A 23,263-nucleotide genomic window follows, 5' to 3' on the forward strand; every position below is an offset into this window, starting at 1 on the left:
GAAGGCAGGTGCTGCCGCACCATCTATTGTTCCAATGCCGCTTGTGCAATGGCAGAAGGGCAATCAGGATGTCGCGACCAAACCGCCATCGAAGCGCCCGCAAAGAGCGGACGTCGCGGTTTTTGCCTATCTGGAGCCTTCGCCATGACGCCTTTCCATCTTGCCTTTCCGGTTCGTGATCTCGATGAAACCCGAACTTTCTATGGCGAGGTGCTGGGCTGCGCGATCGGCCGCTCGTCAGCGACCTGGGTCGATTTCGACCTTTACGGCCACCAGATGTCGGCGCATCTGCGCCCCGCGCAAGCCGCCAGTGACGGCAAGGTCGACGGTATCACCGTGCCGATCCCGCATTTTGGCGCTGTGCTCTTGATGGACGACTGGCAGCGCCTTGCCACTCGGCTGGAAGCGCGCGACGACATAGACTGGCTGGAGCGGCCAATGGTGCGTTTCAAGGGTGAGCCCGGCGAACAGGCGACATTGTTTATCCGCGACCCCTCGGGCAACGCCCTGGAATTCAAGGGCTTTCGCTCACTCGAGCAGGTTTTCGCGCATTGAAGTCAGAGGGGCAGCAGCCTGTCGTTCAAGATGCCGCGACCGGCGTCCAGATCACGTCCTCGATCTTGTGAGCGCCGGTCGCCAGCATCACCAGGCGGTCGAAGCCGAGCGCGATGCCGCTAGCCTGCGGCATGATGGCAAGGGCGGCGAGAAAATCCTCGTCGAGCGGGTAGCGCTCGCCATAGACGCGCTCTTTCTCGTCCATCTCTATGATGAAGCGCCGGCGCTGCTCGGCTGCGTCGGTCAACTCGCCAAAGCCGTTGGCGAGCTCGACGCCGCAGCAATAGAGCTCGAAACGTTCGGCGACGCGTGGATCTCCGAGGCCCGGCCGGGCGAGCGCCGCCTCGGCGACCGGATATTCGCACAGGATGGTCGCCCGCCCCTGCCCGAGGAACGGCTCGATCTTTTCCACCATCACGCGGCTGAACAAATCCGCCCAGCTGTCGTCAGGCGCGGTGCGCAAGCCGGCCTGGATCAGTGCGGCATGAAGCGCGTCCCGGTCCGTGCCGCCATCGACGGCGACCGTGGCCAGCAGATCGATGCCGGCATGGCGGCTGAAGGCATCCGCCACGGTCAACCGCTCCGGTTCGGCAAACGGATCGCAGTCGCGGCCCCGGAAAGAAAAGCGCGCGGCTCCTGCCCTCGTCGCGGCCAACGCCAGCAGCGCTGCGCAATCGCGCATCAGGCTCTCATAGGTCTCGCCGACACGGTACCATTCGAGCATGGTGAATTCGGGATGATGCAAGGGGCCGCGCTCGCGGTTGCGGTAGACCGGACCCAGGCTGAAAATGCGCTGTTCGCCCGCGGCGAGCAGCTTCTTGCAGGCGAATTCCGGCGAGGTGTGGAGATAAAGCGGCGATCGGGCGCCATCCGGCCCGACCGCCTCCGTGGCGAAAGCCGCCAGATGCGCCTCGTTGCCGGGCGAGACCTGCAGCGCGGCCGTCTCCACCTCGATGAAGTCGTTGCGGGCGAACCAGTCGCGCAAGGCAGCCGTCAGCCCGTTGCGCAGCATCAGGCGCGGACGGCGGTCGGCATGGACATGCGGCGTCCACCAGGGCGACGCGGCGGTCATGAGCGGATTGAAGGCATGCAGGTGCGCCCCATGTCAGTTCGCCCCATGTCAGTTCGCCCCATGTCAGTTCGCCCCGGGCCAGTTCGCATCGGGGGGCTGGCGGTTCGCGCCAAGATGCGCTAGGCCCCCATCCAGCGCCGCACAAGCCGGCAAACGCCAGTCAACTCTCGCAGGATTTAAAACCGTGGTGAAAGTCATCGCCAGTTCGCTCCGCAAAGGCAATGTCGTCGACAAGGACGGTAAGCTTTATGTGATCCTCTTTGCCGAAAACATCCACCCAGGCAAGGGCACGCCCGTGACGCAACTCGACATGCGGCGCATCGGCGACGGGGTGAAGGTGTCGGAGCGCTACCGCACCACCGAACAGGTGGAGCGCGCCTATGTCGAGGAGCGCGAGCACACCTTCCTCTACGCCGACGGCGAAGGCTATCACTTCATGAACCCGGAAACCTACGACCAGGTGGCGGTGTCGGAAGCCGTGGTCGGTGATGCGGCACCTTATCTGAAGGAAGGCATGCCGGTGCAGGTGTCCCAGTTCAACGGCATCGCGATCTCCCTGGTGCTACCGCAGCGCGCCACCTTCGAAGTGGTCGAGACCGAGCCGACGACCAAGGGCCAGACGGCATCGTCCTCCTACAAGCCGGCCGTGCTCTCCAACGGCGTGCGCACCACCGTGCCGCCCCACATCGCGCCCGGCACCCGCGTGGTGGTGATGACGGCCGATGGGTCCTATGTAGAGCGGGCGAAGGACTGAGGGGCAGTTTTTGATCAGGTACGGGCGGGCCGTCGTTTTCTCAGACCCCTTTTAGCGCCGATTGATTGCTTTGCTTGAAAGTATCTCTGTTGTTCTCGGAACGGGACGGCCGGGATGGATTTATTCCCTGCCGGTTATCAAGGTTTGGCGTTTGCCCTGCGGCCGTTTCTCAAAGACGACAATGCTGTCATAGACACAGATCGAGTCCGTTGAATTGGTGAACGCGTTCGCCGGCAACGCGCCGCGCGCGTGGTGTGCGTTTATCTCGTCGAGCTTCCCCTTGGCGAATTCCATGAACGAACCTGGCCTGCGGAGTCCGCCGCCGTAGGCGTCCCAATAACTCGTATGCGTGTCCTCGACCAAGTAGACACCGTTCGGCTGCACGTATTGGTAAAGATGCTCGAATGTCGCGATGACGTGATCCATCATATGGCTGCCGTCATCGACCACGACGTCGATAGGTCCATATTTCTCGACTATGCGATCGAGGAGTTCAGGGTCGTCCTGGCTGCCAATGAAAACCTCAACCTGCTCCGACTCGTGCACCTTGCAGGCTGGGTCGATATCGATCCCGACAATTCGCGCGCCCTCGCCGAAATAGGCTCGCCACATTTCGAGCGATCCACCTTTGTACACGCCAACTTCAACGACGACTGGCTTTCTATTTCTGAACCGCTCGAAGTGGCGTTCGTAAATGTCGAAATAGTGCAGCCATTTGTATATTTCCTTGCCGCTGTTGTTCAAAAAATACTGATGCAAGAACCCGCCCATCGTAGCCTCCTCAGCTTCGCAATCCGCCGGCTGTAGAAATTTTGATTGTGGTTGCCCGATCCCTTTGCCGCCAAGGTTCGCCTTGAGCCGCGCAAACACCGGCTCCCATTCATTTGCAACAAGGCAAAGCGCTTCGCCAAAGTTTGCCTCGATCTCGGCAAACTCCATGTTTGCAAAACGTCTACCCGCTTCGATGATCCATGAACGATCGTATCCACCACTGCCAAAGCCGGATATTACGGTGAGCCCGGTCCAGGGCGTGGCAATGGTGAACACGTCGAGTTCTGGGCGCAGCGCCTTGAGTGCCGGAACCAGCTTCCACACATCGCCGGTGTGGAATTGCGTCGTCGGCGGAACCTTTTGCGTCGCTTCGTCCAGGGCGGCAGTGTCGTGCACGAGCAGAACCGAGCCGGCATCGCAGTAGCGCTCGAGGTTCGCAAAATCGCGCAACACCTGATCGAACGTGTGCAAGCCGTCGATGAACCCGACACCAACCGGACGGCCGGCAAGCAGCGCACCCGCTCCGCCGCGATCAAAAAAGGCGTCACTCGTCTCTGGAAAAATGTGCGTTTGCGCACTGAGCGCCACGGTGGCGCGTGGATTGGGATCGATGCCTATTGCAAGAGTTGGAGCCTTGACCTTGGAAAGCGATACGCCGTCATAGACCCCTATCTCCACCACGACGGCCGGTTTCAACTCTGCGTAAAGACGCTCCAGCCAGTCGTAGTAGAAAGGCCCCGACATCCGCATGCTGGCGAGGCCGATATGGGCGCCAGTGCTATTGGCGGCTTGCGCCAATGCGTTGCGGTATTGAACCTCAGCCGTTTCGTTCTCGCCGACGGCTCGGTGCGCATCGCCGATCGCCGTAAAATACGCGGCATCTCGATCCGAACTCCGCCGCGAAAGAATGCCGGCGGACGCAAGGAGGCGGGACGCTGCAAGCTCGGCGGGTGCATGGCTGCTTGCCATGCGGACGATGTCCGCCGCCGCGTTGTAATTCCCGATCTCGAACTGGGCCTTGGCCACGCCGACCAGTGCCGCAGCTACCGGGTGCGTCGGCACGGGCTCCTCGGGTGGTTTCAATTGCGCTCTGAGGCCCGCGGCCACGGCAGGGCCGACGCCGTGTGGAGTTGCAATCATGGCGCGGGCAAGGTGCGGCACAAGCGCTGGAGGCAACGATCCCACGAACGCCGAGGGGGTGTGAAAGATAAAGTCCCCTGCTCCCCGCAAGGCGTCCCTTTCAGCCTTCCAGATTGCCCAGTTCTTGGACTGTTGCTCGAGGGGCGCGTTGGTGGATATCCCTCCGTGCAACTGGTGAAATGTAGCCTCTCCGAGCGTGAGGATGAGTTGTGCCTGCGGCAGCGCCATCGCACGTTCGAGCGTGTCGAGATTGACGAGGCCGCCTCCAGGATGGTTGAAGCGCTCGTCCATGCCATTGATGGCATGCCAATTCTCGCGATTCAAAAAGAGAGCATTCGCTTCGGCCAATGGCGAGAACCACGGATCGATCGACGACTCATCCATCGTCCCGACCTCGAACAGCCGATACCCATCGTCCGGCCACCGGATCGACTGCAAAAGCGAATCTTCGATGGCCTTTGTGTAGCCGTTCGTCAGCGCATTTGCCTGGATATCGCTTCCAAGATACCAGCCCGGCGCAGCCACGACCGCCGTTGGGGCCATGTCCAGGCCGATGCCGGCGAAACGCACAAATCCCGGCGTCACAATGCGCGCGCCGTCGATCATGACGCCGATCTTGTCACCCTTCGCCTCTCTTATCCCACGATTGACGGCAGCCGCGGGCGAGGGAGACGCGTCATCGATGCGCAGCACGCGAAAATTCGGCCCATATTCTCCGATCAGACTCTCACTCACGGCAGGTGAGGATCCGTTGTCGACGACGATGACCTCGTAATCGTTCGTGGTCACACCTTGCTGGTAGGGCGTAGCCAGCGAAAGTAAGGTTCTAGGCAGTTCAGCCGGGATGTTGAAGGCGACAACGACGATGGAGATGCAGTTCTGTTTCATCGCGTTTCCGTAGTCTGGTTGCCGGCAATTGGCTTCTGCCACCAACAACCGGTCCAATCTATGTCGTGTATCGTCGCTCCGATACGGTGACGCTCGCGGTAATCCTCAACCGCCTGCCGGCAAGGCGGAAGCGCAAAGTCGTCGATGATCGCGAAACCGCCCGGCGACAGCCTTGGATAAAGCGCCTCAAGGCTGTCCATGGTCGATTCATACATGTCGCCGTCCAGTCGAATCAGGGCGAATGGACCAGCTTCCAGGCCAGGCAAGGTGTCGCCGAACAAGCCTTTGACGAAGACCACCTGGTCATCCAGGAGATCGTAAGCAGCGAAGTTGGATTCCACCTGAGCCTGGTCGATCGCCAACTGGCGATATTCGTGCAGCGTGTCTCCCCTATCGGCCGGATAGTTTTCGGCGTCCGGCTGTGGCAAACCGTCAAAGGAGTCGGCGACATAGACTTTCCTGTCGGTGACCTCGTTGGCGGCCAGCACCCCCTTCATGAGAATACAGCAGCCACCGCGCCAGACCCCGGTCTCGATGAAATCCCCAGGCACGTTCTCATCGATGACCCTTTGGACGAGGTCTCGCACATTCGACAAGCGCTTGATGCCTGCCATCGAATGGGCAACCGTCGGCCAATCGCGACCCTGGAGGCGATCCTCGCGATTGAAGGGGGTCGACTCTCCCATTTTCGCGGGATCGATCACCTGCGAACCGGAGCCATAAATTGTGTTGGCAATGATCTTGATAAGGAGATCTGTGTAGAGACGGTTCATGGTCGATCTTTCGAGGCATCAAGGTTTTGAATCGAAACATGCTGTTGCGGATATCGAGCCAAAGAGCAAGGGAACGACCGCCATTGTGAGGCCACCCGACCAAACGGCGCTGGGCCACCTCAGGGTTTCCCGCATCTAGAGCCAGGTCACCGAAGCTCCCGGAACCAACTCACTCGGCCGCCGGTTACCTGCTCTTGCGTTTGCCGGCTCGCGCCTCCACCACACTCGCCACCTCCCGCTTCAGCCGATCCTTGATTTCAACGGTCTCGTTCATCAAGGCATCGATCTTCAGGAAATCGAGCACCCGGTATTTGGACACCGCCGGGCGGACCAGTATATCGGGCTGGCACTGTTTCAGCTTGTTGGCGATGATCGACTGCATCATCAGCTGCGTGGCGCCGAACATCAGGTCGACGGAGGTCGGCTGTTTTCGGTCGACCTCTTCCGGCGCGCCGACCACGTCGACGCCGATGATGATGTCGGCATCCTTCTCGATCAGATCGAACGGCACGGGGTTGTAGATGCCGCCGTCGATCAGCAGTCTGCCGTCCCGCATCACCGGGCGGAAGACGGCGGGGATGGCGGCCGAGGCGGCAAGGGCCGAGTGCAGGTCGCCATCGTCGAACACGGCGAGCTTGTGGCCGAAATAGTCCGTCGCTGTCACCTTCAGCGGGATTTTCAATTCGGCGAAGGTTTCGGGAATGGCTTCGGGCAAAAAGGCCTTGAGGATGCGCTCGACATTGAACTGGCTGACCCGGATGCCATTTTGCATGGCTTCCGCGATTGTGCCTGGCCGTGCCCGCCACATGCGGCTCGCCACCTGGGCGCGCCGGCCGAGGATCGAGCGGGCATAGTCGTGCATGTCCTTGCCGGTCATGCCCGAGGCCATGCCGGCGCCCATGACGGCGCCGATCGAGGAGCCGGCTATCGCCACCGGCTTGATGCCGAGTTCGTTTAGGGCCTCGATGACATGGATATGCGCCAGGCCGCGCGCGCCGCCGCCGCCGAAAGCTATGCCGAAAGTCGGGCTCATCCCTTGCCGGCTCCCGCTAGCGGCGGTCCGACCACCATGATGGTCGGCTCGGCGGTCAGCAGCTTCTTCGCCTCCGCCTTGACCTGATCCAGCGTCACCGCGTTGATATAGCCGGTACGGCGCTGCATGTAGTCGATGCCGAGATCGTCGAGCTGCAACTCGACCAGCGTCGCGGCGATGGCACTCGACGAATCCAGATTGCTGATGGCATAGGCGCCGATCAGATATTTCTTGGTCGCCGCCAGTTCGGCCTCGGTCGGGCCGTCCTGCGCCAACCGCTTGACGACGTCGCGTACGATGCCGAGCGTCTCGGCGGCGCGGTCGGAACGCGTTCCGGTGGTGACGATCAGCGCGTCGGCGTGGTCCTGGTTTACCAGCGAGGAATTGACGCTGTAGGCCAGTCCGCGCTTTTCGCGCACCTCCTGGAACAGGCGCGAGGTGAAGGTGCCGCCGCCAAGAATTTCATTCATCAGCGCGGCCGGGAAGAAATCCGCCGACTTGCGCTTCACGCCTGGCCAGGCGAGCTGCAGCGAGGTCTGCGGCAGGTCGTAATTGACCTCGATATGCTGCGCCAGCCTGGGCTCGATATCGGCGACAGGGGCGATCGCCTGGTTTGGCGGCAGATCGCCGAACACCATGTCGAGCTTCTTCTTCAGCGTCTCGGCATCGATGGCGCCGACCACGGCGACATGCAGGCCGCCGCGCGCGAACACCGCCTTGTGCAGGGCCTCAAGGTCGGCCTGCGTGATGGCGGCGATGCTCTGCCTGGTGCCCTGGTCGGAGCGCGAATAGGGGTGGTCGCCATAGACGGCGCGCGCCCATCGATTCTGCGCCACCGTGTCCGGGTCGTTCTCGTTGGCGATGATGCCGGACAGGACCTGGGCGCGGATGCGGTCGATCGGCGCCTGGTCGAAGCGCGGCTCATTGACCGCCAGCCGCAACAGGTCGAAGGCTTCGTCGCGCTGTTCGGCCAGCATGCGCATGGAGCCGTAGATGCCGTCGCGGGTCGCGTCGAAGCTCATTTCGGCGCCGGCATCGTCGAGCTTGATCTGGAAGGCTTCCGAATCGAGCGGGCCGGCGCCCTCATCGAACAGGCCGGTCATCAGATTGGCCAGGCCTTCCTTCCCCACCGGATCCTGCGTCGAGCCGCCGCCGAAGACGAAACGGATGGCGACGACCGGCACGGAATAGTCCTCCACCAGCCAGGCCGTGACGCCCTTCTGCGAGGTGACGGACTGGATCTCCATGGCGTGGGCGGCAAGCGCCGGCAGGATCAGGAAGAGGATGGAGAGGAATAGGGTTGCGATAGCATGCAGGGCCTTCCCTTCTCCCCTTGTGGGAGAAGGTGGATCGGCGCGCAGCGCCGAGACCGTTGAGGGGTGGGTGACGGAGTGCCGCCAAGCTGGAGCACCCCTCATCCGACCTCGCTTCGCGAGGCCACCTTCTCCCACAAGGGGAGAAGGGGGAGCCTCGCGGGGAGAAGTCAACGCGCACCTAAACTCGTTCATCATCATCAATTCCCCGCCTGTTGCTGCGGCAAGAGATAACCGGTGGTCGAGCGGCCCAACACCAGATAGCGCGCGGCAACGGCCTTGACCTCGTCGGTGGTGACCTTGCGGATGCGGTCCGGCCATTGCTGCACGTCCTGGACATTGCCGCCGGTGGCGAGTGTCGAACCATAGATATTGGCCATGGAGTCCTGCTTGTCGCGGGCAAAGATCATTGACCTGACATAGCGGTCCTTGGCTTTTTCGAGCTCATCAGGGGTCACGCCATCGCTGGCGATGCGCGCCACCTCGGCATCGACCGCGGCTTCGACGTCGGCCAGCTTGGCGTCGCCGCGCGGCGCGCCGTAGACGGTGAAATTGGTGTCGTCGAGCATGGTGCCCTGGAAATACGCGCCGGCGCTGGAAGCGATGCCCTGCTTTATGACGAGCGCCTGGTAAAGCCGGCTGCGGTTGCCACCGCCAAGGATCTCGGCGAGCAGATCGAGCGCTTCGGCCTCGCCAGGCTTGGCTGTGTGATAGGAGGGCACGACCCATTGCGTCGAGAAACTCGGCACGCTGACGCGGGCGTCGGAGAGCGTCACGGTGCGCCTGGTGTTCTGCTCCGGTTCGACCGGGCGGACGCGCGGCGGCAAGTCCGGTCCGCGGGCAACCTTGCCATAGGTCTTTTCGGCCAGCGCCTTCACCGTTTCCGGTTGGACGTCGCCGGCCACGATCAGCACGACGTTGTTGGGCCGGTAATATTTGTTGTAGAAAGCGACGGCGTCGGTGCGGTTCAGCTGTTCCATCTCCTGCATCCAGCCAATAACCGGAATGCGATAGGGCTGGTTCTGCCACAGTGTGGCATCGACCTCCTCGTCGAGCACGGCCTGCGGATTGTTGTCGATGCGCGAGCGGCGCTCCTCCAGGATCACATCGCGCTCGGTCTTGATGACGTCGTCGGTGAGGATGAGGTTGCGCATGCGGTCAGCCTCGAAGCTCATCATCAGCTCAAGATCCGACGGCGCCACCGTCTCGTGGAAAGCGGTGTAGTCGTAGGAGGTGAAGGCGTTGTTGGAGCCGCCAATGTCGGAGACGGCGCGGTCGAACTCGCCGGCTTCGTGATGGGCCGTCGCCTTGAACATCAGATGCTCGAAGAAATGAGCGATGCCGGATTTGCCCGGCGGCTCGTCGGCGCTGCCGATCTTGTACCAGACCATATGGGTGACGATCGGCGCGCGATGGTCGGGAATGACGACCACTTCCATGCCGTTGTCGAGCAGGAAGTCCGTGACCTTGAACTCGGCCGGCACAGTGTCTGGCAATACGGCGTTGTCCGCCAGGACAGGGTCGGTCATGAACAAAGCCAGCGACGTCGCCAGCAGCGTTGCCCTCAGCCACTCAGTCCTGGATGTCATCGATGGCTCCGGTTTCATGCAGCGACGATAGGCAAGGCGCTGGCGACAAGCAAAGTGAATTGTTGGTCATGTTGACGGCAAAGGCGGCGGCAAAGAGGCCACTGCTGAAAGAGGCCTGTCAGGCAGCTTCGATGAAGCGGATGACGGTCTCGCCGTAGTTGCGCTCATCAAGCACGGAAAAGCCCGGGCCCGGCTCGAAGGGAACCGACGCCGTCTCCTCGACCACGCAGAGCGCCCCGGGGCGCAGCCAGCCGCCGGCCATGGCCGACCGCAGAGCGCGCTCGCCAAGGCCCTTGCCATAGGGCGGATCGGCAAAGACGAGACCGAACGGCGCCAGCGTGCCCGCCTCGCCAAGGCCCGTTGCATCGCGTCGGAAGATCTTGGTGCGTCCGGTCAGGCCGAAGGCCTCGACGTTGTCGCGGATCAGGCCACGGCCCTCCGCCGATTCCTCGATGAACACGCCATAGGATGCACCGCGCGACAGGGCCTCCAGACCAAGCGCGCCGGTGCCGGCGAACAGGTCGAGCACGCGCGCGCGCTCCAGTTGCCCGGCAAAGCGATGCGCCAGAACGTTGAAGACGGCCTCGCGGGTGCGGTCGGTCGTCGGGCGGATGGCGCCGCTGCGGGGCGTCGCCAACGGACGCCCGCGAAACTCACCGCCGACGATTCTCATCTTGTCCGGGGGCCCTTGGGGCCACGCGGCCGCTCACCGCCACCGGCGCCTCCTGGACGCTCGCCACGCGGCTTGCCGAATGGCTTTGCGTCGCCTGGTTTGCCGGCGGGCTTGCCATAAGACGGCTTGAACGAGGCCTTGCGCGCCTTGGCCTCGGCCGCCTTGGCCGCATCGGCCTCCGCCCTGCCCTTGCCGATCGGCCGGGCTCCCGGTGCCATCCAGACATTGGCCTTGCGCTGGCCTGGCGGCTCGATCGGCCGCTGCTCGCGTTCGGATTTCTTGCCGCCGCCACGAGGCTTGTCACCGAAACCGCCGCGCGGCTTGTCGCCGAAACTTCCACGCGGCTTGTCGCCGAAGCCGCCACGCTCCGGTCGCGGACCGCGTTCCCCGAAGCTCTTTTCTGGCCTCTCGCCCCTGTCAGGGCTTGTCGACAGCTTGCCGAGCGCCTCGTCGCGGCTGCCTTCCCGGCGTTTGCGGTTCTTGATCAACCCGCCCTCGCCGATCGGCCGCCGCTCGCCGTCTCTCGTAAATTTCGGCCGCTCGGGCTCGGCCTCACGGACTTCGGTACGCCGCACCGGCTGGTTGGAAAACGGTTTTGTTATCTCGGCGTCGAAATTGGCACCGGATTCCTCGACCAGGCGCTCGCCAAGCTGGTCGCGCAGCACCCGGCCCTTGATTTCCAGCACGTGACCCTCGGCGAGATCCTCGAGCTGGAACGGGCCGTAGGAGATGCGGATCAGCCGCGTGACGTCGAGGCCGAGCGCGCCGAGGATGTTCTTGACCTCACGGTTCTTGCCCTCGCGCAGGCCGATCGTCAGCCAGGCATTGGACCCCTGCTCGCGATCAAGGCTGGCTTCGATGGCGCCGTAGAAGACGCCGTCGACGGCAATGCCTTCGCGCAGGCCGGCAAGCGCGCTTTCCTCGACCTTGCCGTGGACACGCACACGGTAGCGGCGCAGCCAGCCGGTGGCCGGCAGTTCTAGTACGCGCGACAGGCCGCCATCATTGGTCAGCAGCAGCAGGCCTTCGGTGTTGATATCGAGCCGGCCGATGGTCATCAGCCGCGGCAGTTCGGCCGGCAGCACGTCGAAGACGGTCTTGCGGCCTTCGGGGTCGCGGTTGGTGGTGACGACGCCGGCCGGCTTGTGGAACAGGAACAGCCGCGTGCGTTCGATCGGGGGGATTTCCATTCCGTCGAGATGGATGATGTCGTTGGGAATGACGTTGAACGCCGGCGAGGCCAGCACCCGGCCATTGACCTTGACGCGGCCGGCGGCGATCAACTCCTCGGCGTCGCGGCGCGAGGCGAGCCCGGCACGTGCCAGACGCTTGGCTATGCGCTCGCCGGCTTCTTCCGTTGCTTCGGTTGTTCGCGGACGTGGCTTGAAGCCGCCGCCCGATGCGCCTTGTGGTCGGTCTCCGAAATCACGTTTGGGTCTGTCGCCTCCAAAGTCTCGCTTTGGACGATCGGCAAAATCCCGCTTCGGACGATCTGCGAAATCACGCTTGGGACGGTCGAAGCGCTTTTCGCCGCCCTCCGCCGAAGCAGAAACCGGACGGTCGCCACGTGGCGCGTAGGGCTTGCGCGGCCCTTCGCGCTTTTCATACGGCTTGCGTTCGCCCTCGGCCGCCATCGGGCGGTCGCCACGCGGGGCGTAGGGCTTGCGCGGCCCTTCGCGCTTCTCATACGGCTTGCGCTCGCCCTCGGCGGCCATCGGACGGTCGCCACGCGGGGCGTAGGGCTTGCGCGGCCCTTCGCGCTTCTCATACGGCTTGCGTTCGCCCTCGGCCGCCATCGGGCGGTCGCCACGCGGGGCGTAGGGCTTGCCTTCGGGGCGCGGTCCCTTGCGGAACGGCTTGTCGCCGCTCTTGAAGTCGCGCTTCGGGCGCTCGCCTTCAGCGGCTGCCGGCCGGTCGCCGCGTGGGGCATAGGGCTTTTTCGCACCAAAGGACGGCTTCCCGCCCTTGCCGGCGTCGCGACCACGTGCACCTGCCGATTTCGGGCCACTCCTGCCCGGGCCGCCTTTGCGCGGGGATTTCTTGTCGTTGTCGTCCATGTGGCCTTTGTCCGTTTGCGCTGCTACAGCGTGGCGCATCCGTTCGGCGCGCAACGAACGCTGTAGCATTTTTGATTTGGCGCATGATCATTCCCGAAAATCGAGTCCGATTTTCAGGTTGATGCGCTCCATAACAGGATCACCGCCGGGTGGCGAGGATATAATGGGAAGACAAACCGCTTGAAGAGGCCGGATTTCATGGCGCTGGCGCTAAAAGAGGCCGAAGCGGCAGCCTTGCGCGGCGAAGTGCCGGTCGGCGCGGTCATTGCCAGTGGCGGCACGGTCATTGCCAGTGCCGGCAACCGCACGCGCGAGCTTGCGGACCCGACGGCGCACGCCGAAATGCTGGTGATCCGTGAAGCCTGCGGCAAACTCTCGAGCGAGCGGCTCACCGGCCACGATCTCTATGTGACGCTGGAGCCCTGTGCCATGTGCGCCGGGGCAATCTCATTCGCCAGGCTGCGCCGTCTCTATTTCGGTGCCGCAGACGAAAAGGGCGGCGCCGTGGTCAACGGTGTGCGCTTCTTCGCTGCACCGACCTGCCACCACACGCCCGACATCTATCCGGGCATGGCCGAGACCGAAGCAGGCCTGCTGCTGAAGGATTTTTTCAGGGGACGTCGAGACTGAGCCAAGGCCGCCGCAAGATCAGCGGCGCGACTGTTCCTACAGCGACGGCAACCAGTCGAACCAGCCGCCCTTCTTGCCCTCGGCCTTTGCCTTGAGGCGGCGCTCCTTCTTGTACTCGTCTTCGCCGAGTTCGTTCTGCGGCGCGGCACCGGAGGCGGTGCGGTAGGCCAATGGCGGCTCGCTGAGGTATTTGCGCGTGTTCGGATCGCCCTGCTTGCTGTCGGCAAGGCGGCGCTGGATCTCGGCGGCGCGGCCCTTGTCGGAATCGGCGGGTTTCCACGCCGGCGGATGGCTTGAGCCGGAGTCTTCCATCGCCTTCTTCACCGAAGCGGGATCCGTCTGCACATCATCGACGATCTCCGCCTGGTAGGCCGGATCATTCTGGTGCGCGGTGGCGTCGGCGCGCAGACGGGCGCGGCGCTGCTCGGGCGATTCGGGCCACCCGGCGTTTGCCGTCTGGATGCTTTCCTGCGGGGCAGGCAGCGCTTCCTTCTGGCCGGGTGCCGGCTTAACAAGGGTGGGACGCGGCTTGTAGTCGATCGGGTCCTTGCGCTTCGGCGCGAAGGAAACGGCGCCTGTAAGATCGCCGGCCAGTTGTTCGGCTGCGGTCTTGTCGGTGCCATAGGTCGGAGAGCCCATGCAGCCGGACAAAGCGAGGCCCGATGCGACAAGCGGCGCCAACAGCGCAAGGCGCGCGTTATATCTCTCGGTCATGCCAAAAAGTCCCACTCTAGACAGCCTCTCGATCGCACCGGCTTTGTGTCCGGTCCCCATCGTGCAAGCACTTGCGACGGAAATCCGGCGACAATTTGTCTTCCGGAGTTTCGCGTGTTTACCTCAACCACTCGTTAAGGGCAACGCACGGGCGGATTTGTACCGTCCGGCGTTTTATTTGCGCACTTCTTCGATCTGATGCCGGTCGTTTAAAACCGCCACGCACTTTCGGGCGACAGGAACCGGCTTGATCTGGTCCTTGTCGTTTGTCCCAAAACCGCTACGCACTTTTGGGCGACAGGAACTAAAGCCTTCCCAGCGCCTTCAACTCGTGCAGCACGGCGGCGTCACGCGCCGAGACGTCGGGAAACGCAGGATCCTGCCCGACATCGGCCGTGTAGCGCCAGGAACGCGCGCATTTGACGAGGCCACGGTCCTCGGCTTTCTCGACCACCACGGCGACGCCCTTGACATCGTCGAGGGCAAAGGCGGTTTGCGGCGCCTGGCCATGGGCAATGACGAGATCGCTGGTGATCGCCATTTCAGCCATGTCGACGTCCGATATCGCCGCCTCGAGCGCCGCGTCGTTGATCGTGACCACCGGTATAGCCTCCAGCGAGGAGCCGATCACCTTCTGGGCACGGGCGATCTCGAGCGCGCCGGTGACGACGCGGCGCACCTGCCTGACCTTGCGCCACTTCTCCGCCAGCGCCTCGTTCTTCCAATTCGCCGGGATTTGCGGGAACTGATCGAGATGCACCGAGACCGCGTCGGGATGACGGTCGAGCCAGGCCTCTTCCATGGTGAAGGGCAGCATCGGCGCCAGCCATTTCACCAGGCAGTCGAAGAGATGGCGTACCACTTGGACCGAGGCCTTGCGCTTCACGCTCGACGGGCCGTCGCAGTAGAGCGCGTCCTTGCGGATATCGAAATAGAAGGCCGACAGCTCGACCACCATGAAGTCGAGCAGAGCTCGCGTGATGCGCTTGAACTCGAAGGCGTCGTAGCCCTGGCGCACCACCTCGTCGAGCTCTGCCAACCGGTGCAGCATCAGCCGCTCCAGCTCCGGCATCGTCTCCAGGGGAACGACCTCACCATCGTCATGGGCGAGCGTGCCCAGCATCCAGCGGATGGTGTTGCGCAGCTTGCGATAGGCGTCGATGTTGGTCTGCAGCACGTTCTTGCCGAGCCGCTGGTCTTCCCAATAGTCCGTCGTCACCACCCAGAGCCGCAGGATGTCGGCACCGGACTGCTTGATCACATCCTGCGGCACGACCGTGTTGCCGAGCGATTTCGACATCTTGCGGCCATCCTCGTCCATGGTGAAGCCATGGGTGACGACGGTGTCGTAAGGCGCCCTGCCCCTGGTGCCGCAGCTTTCGAGCAGCGAGGAGTGGAACCAGCCGCGATGCTGGTCGGAACCTTCGAGATAGACGTCGGCCGGCCACTTCAGGTCGGGCCGGTCCTCCAGGGTGAAGACATGTGTCGAGCCCGAATCGAACCAGACGTCGAGAATGTCCGTCACCTGCCGCCATTTGGAGGCATCGTGATTGCCGAGGAAGCGCTCGCTGGCGCCGGGCGCGAACCAGGCGTCGGCGCCCTCCGCCTCGAAGGCGTCCATGATGCGCTGGTTGACCGCCTCGTCCTTCAGCACATTGCCATCCTCGTCGGCAAAGACGGCGATCGGCACGCCCCAGGCACGCTGGCGCGACAGCACCCAGTCGGGGCGTTCCTCGATCATGGCGCGGATGCGGTTCTGGCCGGCGGCCGGGACAAAGCGCGTCTCGTCGATCGCCTTCAGCGCGCGGCCGCGCAGCGTGGTGCCGTCGCCGAGGTCCTTGTCCATGTAGACGAACCATTGCGGCGTGTTGCGGAAGATGACCGGCTTCTTCGAACGCCATGAATGCGGATAGCTGTGCTTCAGCCGGCCGCGCGCGAACAGCGCGTTGCGCTTGATCAGCTCGTCGATGACCGCCTGGTTGGCGTTGCCCTTCTTGCCGTTGTCGTCGATGACGCGCGCCGGTCCGCCTTCGCGGTCCGGCCCGAAGCCCGGCGCGTCCTTGGTGAAGAAGCCGCCGTCGTCGACGGCAAACGGGATTTCAGTATCGATGCCGCGTTGACGCAGCGCGGGCGCGGCATCCATCCAGGCATCAAAGTCCTCCCGGCCATGACCGGGAGCCGTGTGCACGAAGCCCGTGCCGGCGTCGTCGGTGACATGGTCGCCGGCAATCATCGGAACCGGGAATTCGTAGCCGCCGCCGAGCCCCTTGAAGGGATGCGAAAGCACAAGATTTCCAAGCTGTTCGGCGCTGATGCCGTGAAGGCGCTTCAAGATGATCTTGGCTTTGGCCTGGCTTTCCTCGGCCAGCGCATCGGCAAAGATCAGCTTCTCGCCTGGCTGCGGGCCAAATGCGTTCTCGGCCGCCGTCACCTCGTAGAGGCCATAGGCGACACGCGGCGAATAGCTGACGGCGCGATTGCCAGGGATGGTCCATGGCGTCGTCGTCCAGATGACGACATGGGCGTCCAGCAGGTCAAGCGACCGCCCGCTCAGGTCCGGATCGAGCTCCGCCGGCAGCCCGTCCACGACACTGGCGACGACGAGATTGGCCACCGGAAACTTCGCCCAGATCGTGTCGGACTCGTAATCCTGGTACTCGATCTCGGCCTCGGCGAGCGCCGTGCGCTCGACGACGCTCCACATCACCGGCTTCGAACCGCGGTAGAGCTGGCCGGACATGGCGAATTTCAGCAATTCGCCGGCGATGCGCGACTCCGCGTGGAAGGCCATGGTCGTATAAGGGTTCTTGAAGTCGCCGACGACGCCAAGCCGCTGGAACTCGCCACCTTGCACCGAGATCCAGTGCGCGGCGAATTCACGGCATTCCTGGCGGAATTCGTTGACCGGCACCTCGTCCTTGTTCTTGCCCTTGGCGCGGTACTGCTCCTCGATCTTCCATTCGATGGGCAGACCGTGACAATCCCAGCCGGGCACATAGTTCGAGTCAAAGCCGCGCATCTGGAACGAGCGGGTGATGACATCCTTGAGGATCTTGTTCAGCGCGTGGCCGATGTGGATGTTGCCGTTGGCGTAGGGCGGACCGTCATGCAGCACGTATTTCGTGCGGCCCGCCGCGCTCTCACGCAGCTTGCGGTAGAGGTCCATGTCCTGCCAGCGCTTGACCAGCACCGGCTCCTTCTCGGGCAAGCCGGCGCGCATCGGAAATTCCGTCTGCGGCAGGTAAAGGGTCTTCGAATAGTCGATCGTTGATTGGTTTTCGTCGTTCATTGGTCTGCCATGTGCATGCCGGGCCACGTGGCTTGCGGCGAATTCTACTTTATACGCATGCCGTTTTCCCAAACCGGGCCACTTGTGGGCGACATGCTTTGATGATCTGGAAAAGCGCGAGAGGCCGCGCGCAATATTCCCGGCGGCTCCTACAGCCTTCAGGCTGCTGGGAACACCGGGCTGGTAATTCGTATCGTCGGCGCGTGAAGGCGCGAAAAGCTCGTCATTGCTGGGCTTTTAGCGGAGAAGAGCGCAGGAATAAAGCGTCTCCTTCGATTCACTTACATCTTGAAGTCGAAGCGATAGGTGGTCGAAACGCCGACCATGAACTGGTTGCGGTCGCCGCGCCCCTTGACCAGGCTGGAATCGGCGGCCGGACCCTCGAGGCGCGAATATTCGCCAAACAGGCTGGCGGTCATCGGATCGGTCACCTTCCAGGTCACGGCGCCGCCGAGGCCGACGGATTTCAGGCCGCCGCCGGGATTATACTGGCTCAGCCCCGAGGCCACGGCTTCCTGTGCGTTGACGCCATAATAGGCATCGAAATAGTTCGCCGAGGCAAAAGACACGCGCGGGCCGCCCGAAATCCTGACGGTTGGCGTCACGTCGTAGAAAGCATCGGCGGCGATGTCGGCGACAAAGCCGTTATGGGCACGAATGCCATGCCGCAATTCGGCACGCGCGCGCATCCAGTCCGTCGGATAGAATTCGAAAAAGCCGCCGACCTCGCCGCCCCAGCGGACCGGGTCCAAGCCCCTAAGTTCGTCGGCATCGCCGTCGTCGCGCGAGAACAGGAACTTGCCGGTCAGGCCTGCACGGACGCTGCCATCGTCGACAAGCGCCAGCGAAATGTTGTCGTTGCGCGAGGTGAAGCGAGCAGCAGGGCCGGCCTTGCCCAGCGAAATGATGGGCTGGGCGCTCAGCATGTACTTCTTGCCGCCCTCGAAATTGGGCGCCACCAGGCCGGTCGCGCCGACCGTCAGATACCAGTCGCCGGACAGCCAGCCGAAAGCGCCATCACCGGCTTCGGCCGCGCCTGACGTCGCCAGCACGACGGTAGCCAAGGCTATAGAAATCTTCCCGACCTGACTCATGGTCACTCCACTAACACGTCAAAGCTGTCCTGCCGCGACAGCTTTGACGAGGCTTTGGTAAAATTTGATTTAAGGGCGAGACATCCAGCGCGTGTTGCTTGCACCATCGCGCCCGCCATCGGCTGGACGCGGGTCGGCGCCGAGGGTAACCTCCCTTGCATTCTGGCGGTCTTCAATGGAGGTGGCGACATGACCTTGGACGGCGATACATTGAAGAACGCGATCGGCCAGACGCGCGACAAATGGGGGTGGTTTGTCGGGCTGGGCGTGGTGCTGCTGGTCCTCGGCGGCATTGCCTTCGGCAATCTGTTCATCGCCACGGTGGCTTCCGTCTATGTCGTGGGATGGCTGATGCTGGTGGCCGGCATCATCGAGATCATGCACGCTTTCGGGGTCAAGACCTGGGGCCGCTTCTTCTACTGGCTGCTCAGCGGACTGCTCTATGCGGTCGCCGGATTCTTCGCTTTCGACAATCCGCTGCTGGCCTCGGCGGTGCTGACCTTCCTGCTGGCCGTCGCGCTCGTCGCTTCGGGCGCGCTGCGGGCCTGGGTCGGCTATAGCCACCGTCCGGAGCGGGGCTGGGGCTGGATTGTCGCGGCTGGCGTCATCAGCGTGCTTGCCGGCCTGATCATCGCCATGGGGTGGCCGATCAACAGCCTGTGGGTGCTTGGACTGTTCCTGGCGATCGACCTGATCTTCCAGGGCTGGACCTTCATCGCCGTCGGTCTTGCGCTAAAGAAATAGGAAACTCGTTCCCCTTTTCGGGATCACGCTTCAGAACGCCACCGCGGCGTCCAGACCGGACAGCGGCTTGACGCCGCCAAGCAACGCGCGTGCCTCGGCTTCATCGCGCTTCATCTGCACCACCAGTGCATCGAGCCCGTCGAACTTGATCTCGCTGCGCAGGAAGCCGAAGAACGACACTCCGCAGGTCTCGCCATAGAGATCGCCGGAAAAATCGAAGACGAAGGTTTCCAGGAGCGGCGCGCCATTGTCGTCGACGGTCGGGCGGCGGCCAAAACTGGCGACGCCGTCGTGCAGCGTGCCGTCCTCGCGCCGGAAGCGAACGGCGTAGATACCTTCCTTGAGCGTGGCTTCCGCCGGAAGCCTCATGTTGGCTGTGGGAAAGCCGAGCGTTCGCCCGAGCTGTTGGCCGCCGACGACCTCGCTTTCCACCGTGAAGCGATAGCCAAGCAGACCGGCTGCCTCAGCCACCCCGCCCTCGCAAAGCAAGGCACGGATGCGGCTCGACGAAACCACCTCGGCGCCTTCGTCGCGAAAGGCGTCGACGAGGGTGACACCGAAGCCATGGCGCTCGCCGGCAGCCATCAGATAGGCCGGCCCGCCCTGGCGGTCCTTGCCGAAATGGAAATCGAAACCGGTCACGGCGTGGCTGATGCCCAGCGTCCTCTCCAGCACGTCGGTGACGAAGGCTTCCGCCGACAGCGAGGCGAAGTCGCGCGTGAAAGGCTGCTCGACGAGCGCGGCAAAGCCCAGAAGCGACAGGAGCCGCGCCTTCATCGGCGGCGGCGTCAGCACGAAAAGCGGCAAATCAGGCCTGAAAACCGTTCGGGGATGCGGTTCGAAGGTCAGCACCAGGGCCGGCACGCCGCGCTGCGTGGCCTCCGCCAATGCCCGTTCGAGTACGGCCTGATGGCCGCGATGGACGCCATCGAAATTGCCGATCGCCACGACGCCGCCTCGCAGATCGGCGGGCAGCGGCACGGTTGTCGTAAGATGCCAGAACGCGACCATTGTCACCTACTGCAGTCTTGCGATGACGGCCACCGGACGATAGCCGTGCCGCTCCAGGAAGAGCCCGAGCCTTGCCGGATCCGGCCGGGAGGGATCGCCATAGTCGCGGGCGTGAATGCCGCCGGAGACATAGAGGACGTCGAAACCATTGTCGGCCGCGCCCTTGACGTCGGTAAACATGCCGTCGCCGATAGTCAGTATTTGCGGACGCCCGACCGGTCGGCCGAGGATCTCGGCCACCTCCTTCATCGCGACCTCGTAAATCGGCGCATAGGGCTTTCCAGCGATCAGCGTGCGACCGCCGAGCTGCGCGTAGTCACGCGCGAGCGCACCGGCGCACCAGATGATCCGTTCGCCGCGTTCAACCATGATATCGGGATTGGCGCAGATGAACGGCAGGTTCCTGGCACGCAACCGGCGCAGCAGTTCGGTATAGTCCTCGGGTTTTTCGACATCGTCGTCGAACAACCCGGTGCACACGACGCCGGCCGCCTCGAATTCCTCGACGAGTTCGACATCGAGGCCATCATAAAGGGTCAAATCGCGGTCGGCGCCGATGTGGAAGACTTTGCGTGGACCCTCCGCGATCAGGTCACGGGTCACGTCGCCCGAGGTCACCACACGGTCATAGGCCGACGGCGGAACGCCGATCACGCTCATCTGCGCCACGACGTCGGCGCTGCGGCGCGGCGAATTGGTGATCAAAACGACAGGAGTGCCGGCCGCCCTTGCCGCCGCCAACGCGGCCGCGGCCGCCGGAAAATGCCATTCGCCATTGTGCACCACGCCCCAGACGTCGCAGAGAATTGCCGAATAGGCTTTCGAGACGTCTTCCAGCGAGCCGACGATTTCAGGCGAATCCGCCATGCCGTTTCCTTCAGTATGATCGTTGCGGGTGCGGCGGCCGACGGTTCGCCGCAGCCGGTTCGAATTATCCGAACCGGCCCATGCTGTCACCAGCTTTCGCCCCCATCGGCACGAATTGCCGCGCAACCGGCGGCTTTGATTGGTTAGCGGTTGGTGAAGCGCCGACCAAGCAATAGAGCGGTTTCCCAAACCCGTCCTTCAGCGTTTTATGGAAAGCTGGCGCCGACCGAGAATCCGTCGGCGGGGGCCGCTCCAAGCATGTTTGAAATCTGGCGTCAGTTCCGCCGCGACAGGCGTGGCAACTATGCTCTCATGACGGCTGTGGCGATGGTACCGCTGATGGGCGGCCTGGCAATCGCGGTCGACTACACGGAAATGAACCGTGAAAAGCAGATGCTGATGAACGCGCTCGACGCCGCCAACTTCGCCACCGCCCGCCGGCTGACGGAAGGCGCGACCGACGACCAGTTGAGAGCCTATGCGCTCGACTTCTTCAATGCCAATTTGAACGATATCGATCCCGCGAGCACGACGCTCAACGTCATCTTGCCGAGCAACAGCAGCAGCGGCGGCGGCGGCCTGCTGACGATGACCGCCCAGCTCAACTACAAACCCTATTTCTACCCCGCCTTCGCCCAACTCGTCGGCAAATCGGCGACCGATGCGAACCAGAGGCTCAGCTTCAACGTCACCTCGCAGGTGCGGTTGAAGAACACGCTGGAAGTTGCCCTGGTGCTCGACAATTCCGGATCGATGACCACGCTCGGCACGGGCTCGGGGCAAAAGCGCATCGATCTTCTCAAGGCTGCTTCCAAGCAGCTGGTCGACACACTGGCCCAGCAGGCGGTCATGATCAAGCAGGTCGACAAGCCGGTGCAATTCGGCCTCGTGCCTTTTGCCGCCTCGGTCAATGTCGGCCCCGGGAATGGCAATGCTTCGTGGATGGACACCGAGGGGCTTTCGCCGGTGTCGAATGAGAATTTCGACTGGTCGACGCTGAACGCCGCCAACAAATACGCCCAGCGGACCAACGGCATCTGGTACAAGCGCGGCACGGGCTGGGGAACCGAGGACGGCCAGATGCTGACCCGGTTCTCGCTCTACCGCGACATGAAGGTCGTCACCAACCACGAGCGTGTCGTCAACAGCAAACGGGTCGTGTGCGACCAATACAATTCGAACAACACCTGCAAAAGCAGCCACGACGAATATGACTACATAGATTCCTACGGTCCGTTCGCCAGTTGGCAGGGCTGCGTCGAGGCCCGGCCCTACCCTTACAATATAAACGACGCCACGCCGTCAGGTGGCTCGGCCAACACCGGCATCGGTGTCGGCGATCCGGCAACGATGTTCGTGCCCATGTTCGCCCCCGACGAACCGGGCAATCACTGGAAGCTCACTCAAGACCCCGACGAGGCCGCGCCGGTAACTTATGGTGCCGTCAACAGCTGGTGGAACGACGATCCGTCGAGCAGCAGCGGCCAATCCCGGCTGCGCAACATGGCCAAGTACTTCCAGCCGCGGCCGATCGATGCGCCGGCGCTGCCCGCCGGCAACGGGCCGAATTACAGCTGCACCACCAACCCGATCACGCCGCTGACCGATGTCAGCGTCGCCGAGGGTGTCACCTCGATCAAGGCGGCGATCGACCTGATGCAGCCGAATGGCGGCACCAATGTTCCCGAGGGCATGGCCTGGGGCTGGCGGGTGGTTTCGAGCGGAGAGCCGTTCACGCAAGGGCGCCCGGAAACGGAAAGAGGCAACGACAAGGTGGTGATCGTGCTGACCGACGGCGCCAACACCTATTATACGCCTTCGTCGCTGGGCTACTCGGATCCCGCCAATTCGAAATCGACCTATGCGTCCTACGGCTATCTCAACCCCGGATACAACGGCACCTCGGTCGGCCGCCTGTTCATGGGCACATCGAGCGCCATCGGTCAGCTAGACTATTCGAACGGCAACTACACCAACGCGCTCAACGAGCAGATGGCCACGCTCTGCAATAACGCCAAGGCAGCCAATATCATGGTGATGACGGTGGCGCTCGACCTGTCGATGACCAAGGCCAGCGACAAGCTGGCCATCGATGCGCTGAAATCCTGCTCGTCGGAGTCGCGCTTTCGCAAGGATGCCACGGATCCGAGCAAACCGGCGAAGCTGTTCTGGAATGCGACCGGCGCCAGCCTGGCAAACGATTTCAAGGAAATAGGCAACGAGCTGTCGAACCTGCGCGTGGTCGGCTAACCGGGGATCATCCCTCTGGCGCAACGCCTGGCGCCGTCAAGCTCTT

18 protein-coding genes are annotated in these 23,263 nt (G+C 63.2%); 5 read left to right on the plus strand and 13 right to left on the minus strand.

Features of this window, described 5'->3' with window-relative positions; genetic code table 11:
- The first annotated feature begins 144 nt into the window (after positions 1-144).
- Complete coding sequence (locus tag O7A70_RS13985; RefSeq protein ID WP_140507312.1) at positions 145-555, plus strand: VOC family protein; 411 nt, start codon at positions 145-147, stop codon at positions 553-555.
- Between the two features lie 25 nt (positions 556-580).
- On the opposite strand, the gene epmA is transcribed toward O7A70_RS13985, so the two are convergent.
- On the minus strand, positions 581-1,627 hold the full coding sequence (gene epmA, locus O7A70_RS13990; RefSeq protein ID WP_337140831.1) for an EF-P lysine aminoacylase EpmA: 1,047 nt from the start codon (positions 1,625-1,627) through the stop codon (positions 581-583).
- A gap of 184 nt (positions 1,628-1,811) precedes the next feature.
- Between epmA and efp the strand changes: the two genes are divergently transcribed.
- The gene (gene efp, locus O7A70_RS13995; protein ID WP_084636569.1) at positions 1,812-2,381 is read left to right on the plus strand and encodes an elongation factor P; all 570 of its coding nucleotides are present in this window, start codon (positions 1,812-1,814) and stop codon (positions 2,379-2,381) included.
- Positions 2,382-2,501: 120 nt separating this feature from the next.
- Here efp and O7A70_RS14000 read toward each other — a convergent pair whose 3' ends face one another.
- From O7A70_RS14000 to O7A70_RS14030, 7 genes are all read right to left on the minus strand, one after another.
- Positions 2,502-5,180 (minus strand): class I SAM-dependent methyltransferase, encoded by a 2,679-nt coding sequence (locus tag O7A70_RS14000; RefSeq protein WP_337140832.1) that lies wholly within the window; start codon positions 5,178-5,180, stop codon positions 2,502-2,504.
- Positions 5,177-5,884, minus strand: coding sequence for a TylF/MycF/NovP-related O-methyltransferase (locus O7A70_RS14005; RefSeq protein ID WP_442921184.1), 708 nt, complete (start codon positions 5,882-5,884; stop codon positions 5,177-5,179). The genes O7A70_RS14000 and O7A70_RS14005 overlap by 4 nt, the downstream gene beginning before the upstream one ends.
- A 253-nt stretch (positions 5,885-6,137) precedes the next feature.
- On the minus strand, positions 6,138-6,986 hold the full coding sequence (locus O7A70_RS14010; RefSeq protein ID WP_337140834.1) for a patatin-like phospholipase family protein: 849 nt from the start codon (positions 6,984-6,986) through the stop codon (positions 6,138-6,140).
- Positions 6,983-8,404 (minus strand): M16 family metallopeptidase, encoded by a 1,422-nt coding sequence (locus O7A70_RS14015; RefSeq protein WP_337140836.1) that lies wholly within the window; start codon positions 8,402-8,404, stop codon positions 6,983-6,985. The genes O7A70_RS14010 and O7A70_RS14015 overlap by 4 nt, the downstream gene beginning before the upstream one ends.
- A gap of 95 nt (positions 8,405-8,499) precedes the next feature.
- Positions 8,500-9,888 (minus strand): M16 family metallopeptidase, encoded by a 1,389-nt coding sequence (locus tag O7A70_RS14020; RefSeq protein WP_337140837.1) that lies wholly within the window; start codon positions 9,886-9,888, stop codon positions 8,500-8,502.
- 118 nt (positions 9,889-10,006) lie between these two features.
- The gene (gene rsmD / locus O7A70_RS14025; protein WP_140772631.1) at positions 10,007-10,561 is read right to left on the minus strand and encodes a 16S rRNA (guanine(966)-N(2))-methyltransferase RsmD; all 555 of its coding nucleotides are present in this window, start codon (positions 10,559-10,561) and stop codon (positions 10,007-10,009) included.
- On the minus strand, positions 10,558-12,618 hold the full coding sequence (locus O7A70_RS14030; RefSeq protein WP_337140838.1) for a pseudouridine synthase: 2,061 nt from the start codon (positions 12,616-12,618) through the stop codon (positions 10,558-10,560). The genes rsmD and O7A70_RS14030 overlap by 4 nt, the downstream gene beginning before the upstream one ends.
- A 180-nt stretch (positions 12,619-12,798) precedes the next feature.
- Here O7A70_RS14030 and O7A70_RS14035 point away from each other — a divergent pair, with 180 nt between their 5' ends.
- On the plus strand, positions 12,799-13,248 hold the full coding sequence (locus O7A70_RS14035) for a nucleoside deaminase (RefSeq protein WP_337140839.1): 450 nt from the start codon (positions 12,799-12,801) through the stop codon (positions 13,246-13,248).
- A 36-nt stretch (positions 13,249-13,284) separates the two neighbouring features.
- On the opposite strand, the gene O7A70_RS14040 is transcribed toward O7A70_RS14035, so the two are convergent.
- The 3 genes from O7A70_RS14040 to O7A70_RS14050 all read right to left on the minus strand — a co-directional run bounded on the left by O7A70_RS14040 (position 13,285) and on the right by O7A70_RS14050 (position 18,345).
- Positions 13,285-13,962: a hypothetical protein gene (locus O7A70_RS14040; RefSeq protein WP_337140840.1), complete on the minus strand. Its 678-nt coding sequence runs from the start codon at positions 13,960-13,962 to the stop codon at positions 13,285-13,287.
- Positions 13,963-14,266: 304 nt separating this feature from the next.
- The gene (gene ileS, locus O7A70_RS14045; RefSeq protein WP_337140841.1) at positions 14,267-17,251 is read right to left on the minus strand and encodes an isoleucine--tRNA ligase; all 2,985 of its coding nucleotides are present in this window, start codon (positions 17,249-17,251) and stop codon (positions 14,267-14,269) included.
- Positions 17,252-17,532: 281 nt separating this feature from the next.
- Positions 17,533-18,345 carry a MipA/OmpV family protein gene (locus O7A70_RS14050; protein ID WP_337140842.1) on the minus strand — a complete coding sequence of 271 codons (813 nt, stop codon included), beginning with the start codon at positions 18,343-18,345 and terminating at the stop codon, positions 17,533-17,535.
- A 189-nt stretch (positions 18,346-18,534) separates the two neighbouring features.
- On the opposite strand from O7A70_RS14050, the gene O7A70_RS14055 reads away from it, so the two are divergent.
- Positions 18,535-19,089: an HdeD family acid-resistance protein gene (locus O7A70_RS14055; RefSeq protein ID WP_337140843.1), complete on the plus strand. Its 555-nt coding sequence runs from the start codon at positions 18,535-18,537 to the stop codon at positions 19,087-19,089.
- Positions 19,090-19,119: 30 nt separating this feature from the next.
- Here O7A70_RS14055 and O7A70_RS14060 read toward each other — a convergent pair whose 3' ends face one another.
- Positions 19,120-20,100 carry a bifunctional riboflavin kinase/FAD synthetase gene (locus tag O7A70_RS14060; RefSeq protein WP_337140887.1) on the minus strand — a complete coding sequence of 327 codons (981 nt, stop codon included), beginning with the start codon at positions 20,098-20,100 and terminating at the stop codon, positions 19,120-19,122.
- 6 nt (positions 20,101-20,106) lie between these two features.
- Entirely contained in the window at positions 20,107-20,967 is an 861-nt protein-coding gene (locus O7A70_RS14065; protein ID WP_337140844.1) for a TIGR01459 family HAD-type hydrolase, read from the minus strand.
- Between the two features lie 258 nt (positions 20,968-21,225).
- Here O7A70_RS14065 and O7A70_RS14070 point away from each other — a divergent pair, with 258 nt between their 5' ends.
- A complete protein-coding gene (locus tag O7A70_RS14070) occupies positions 21,226-23,217 on the plus strand; it encodes a TadE/TadG family type IV pilus assembly protein (protein ID WP_337140845.1) in 1,992 nt (663 codons plus the stop codon).
- Positions 23,218-23,263 lie beyond the last annotated feature (46 nt).

The sequence above is a fragment of the Mesorhizobium sp. Cs1299R1N1 genome (assembly GCF_037179655.1).
GTDB classification, from domain to species: Bacteria; Pseudomonadota; Alphaproteobacteria; order Rhizobiales; family Rhizobiaceae; genus Mesorhizobium; species Mesorhizobium salmacidum.

Bases quoted from the DNA above. Each gene is read 5' to 3' on its own strand.
- ileS (WP_337140841.1), bottom strand. From the start codon at position 17,251: ATGAACGACGAAAACCAATCAACGATCGACTATTCGAAGACCCTTTAC.
- epmA (WP_337140831.1), bottom strand. From the start codon at position 1,627: ATGACCGCCGCGTCGCCCTGGTGGACGCCGCATGTCCATGCCGACCGC.
- O7A70_RS14020 (WP_337140837.1), bottom strand. From the start codon at position 9,888: ATGACATCCAGGACTGAGTGGCTGAGGGCAACGCTGCTGGCGACGTCG.
- O7A70_RS14055 (WP_337140843.1), top strand. From the start codon at position 18,535: ATGACCTTGGACGGCGATACATTGAAGAACGCGATCGGCCAGACGCGC.
- O7A70_RS14000 (WP_337140832.1), bottom strand. From the start codon at position 5,180: ATGAAACAGAACTGCATCTCCATCGTCGTTGTCGCCTTCAACATCCCG.
- O7A70_RS14060 (WP_337140887.1), bottom strand. From the start codon at position 20,100: ATGGTCGCGTTCTGGCATCTTACGACAACCGTGCCGCTGCCCGCCGAT.
- O7A70_RS14065 (WP_337140844.1), bottom strand. From the start codon at position 20,967: ATGGCGGATTCGCCTGAAATCGTCGGCTCGCTGGAAGACGTCTCGAAA.
- O7A70_RS13985 (WP_140507312.1), top strand. From the start codon at position 145: ATGACGCCTTTCCATCTTGCCTTTCCGGTTCGTGATCTCGATGAAACC.
- O7A70_RS14010 (WP_337140834.1), bottom strand. From the start codon at position 6,986: ATGAGCCCGACTTTCGGCATAGCTTTCGGCGGCGGCGGCGCGCGCGGC.
- O7A70_RS14050 (WP_337140842.1), bottom strand. From the start codon at position 18,345: ATGAGTCAGGTCGGGAAGATTTCTATAGCCTTGGCTACCGTCGTGCTG.
- O7A70_RS14015 (WP_337140836.1), bottom strand. From the start codon at position 8,404: ATGAGGGGTGCTCCAGCTTGGCGGCACTCCGTCACCCACCCCTCAACG.
- O7A70_RS14070 (WP_337140845.1), top strand. From the start codon at position 21,226: ATGTTTGAAATCTGGCGTCAGTTCCGCCGCGACAGGCGTGGCAACTAT.
- rsmD (WP_140772631.1), bottom strand. From the start codon at position 10,561: ATGAGAATCGTCGGCGGTGAGTTTCGCGGGCGTCCGTTGGCGACGCCC.
- O7A70_RS14040 (WP_337140840.1), bottom strand. From the start codon at position 13,962: ATGACCGAGAGATATAACGCGCGCCTTGCGCTGTTGGCGCCGCTTGTC.
- O7A70_RS14030 (WP_337140838.1), bottom strand. From the start codon at position 12,618: ATGGACGACAACGACAAGAAATCCCCGCGCAAAGGCGGCCCGGGCAGG.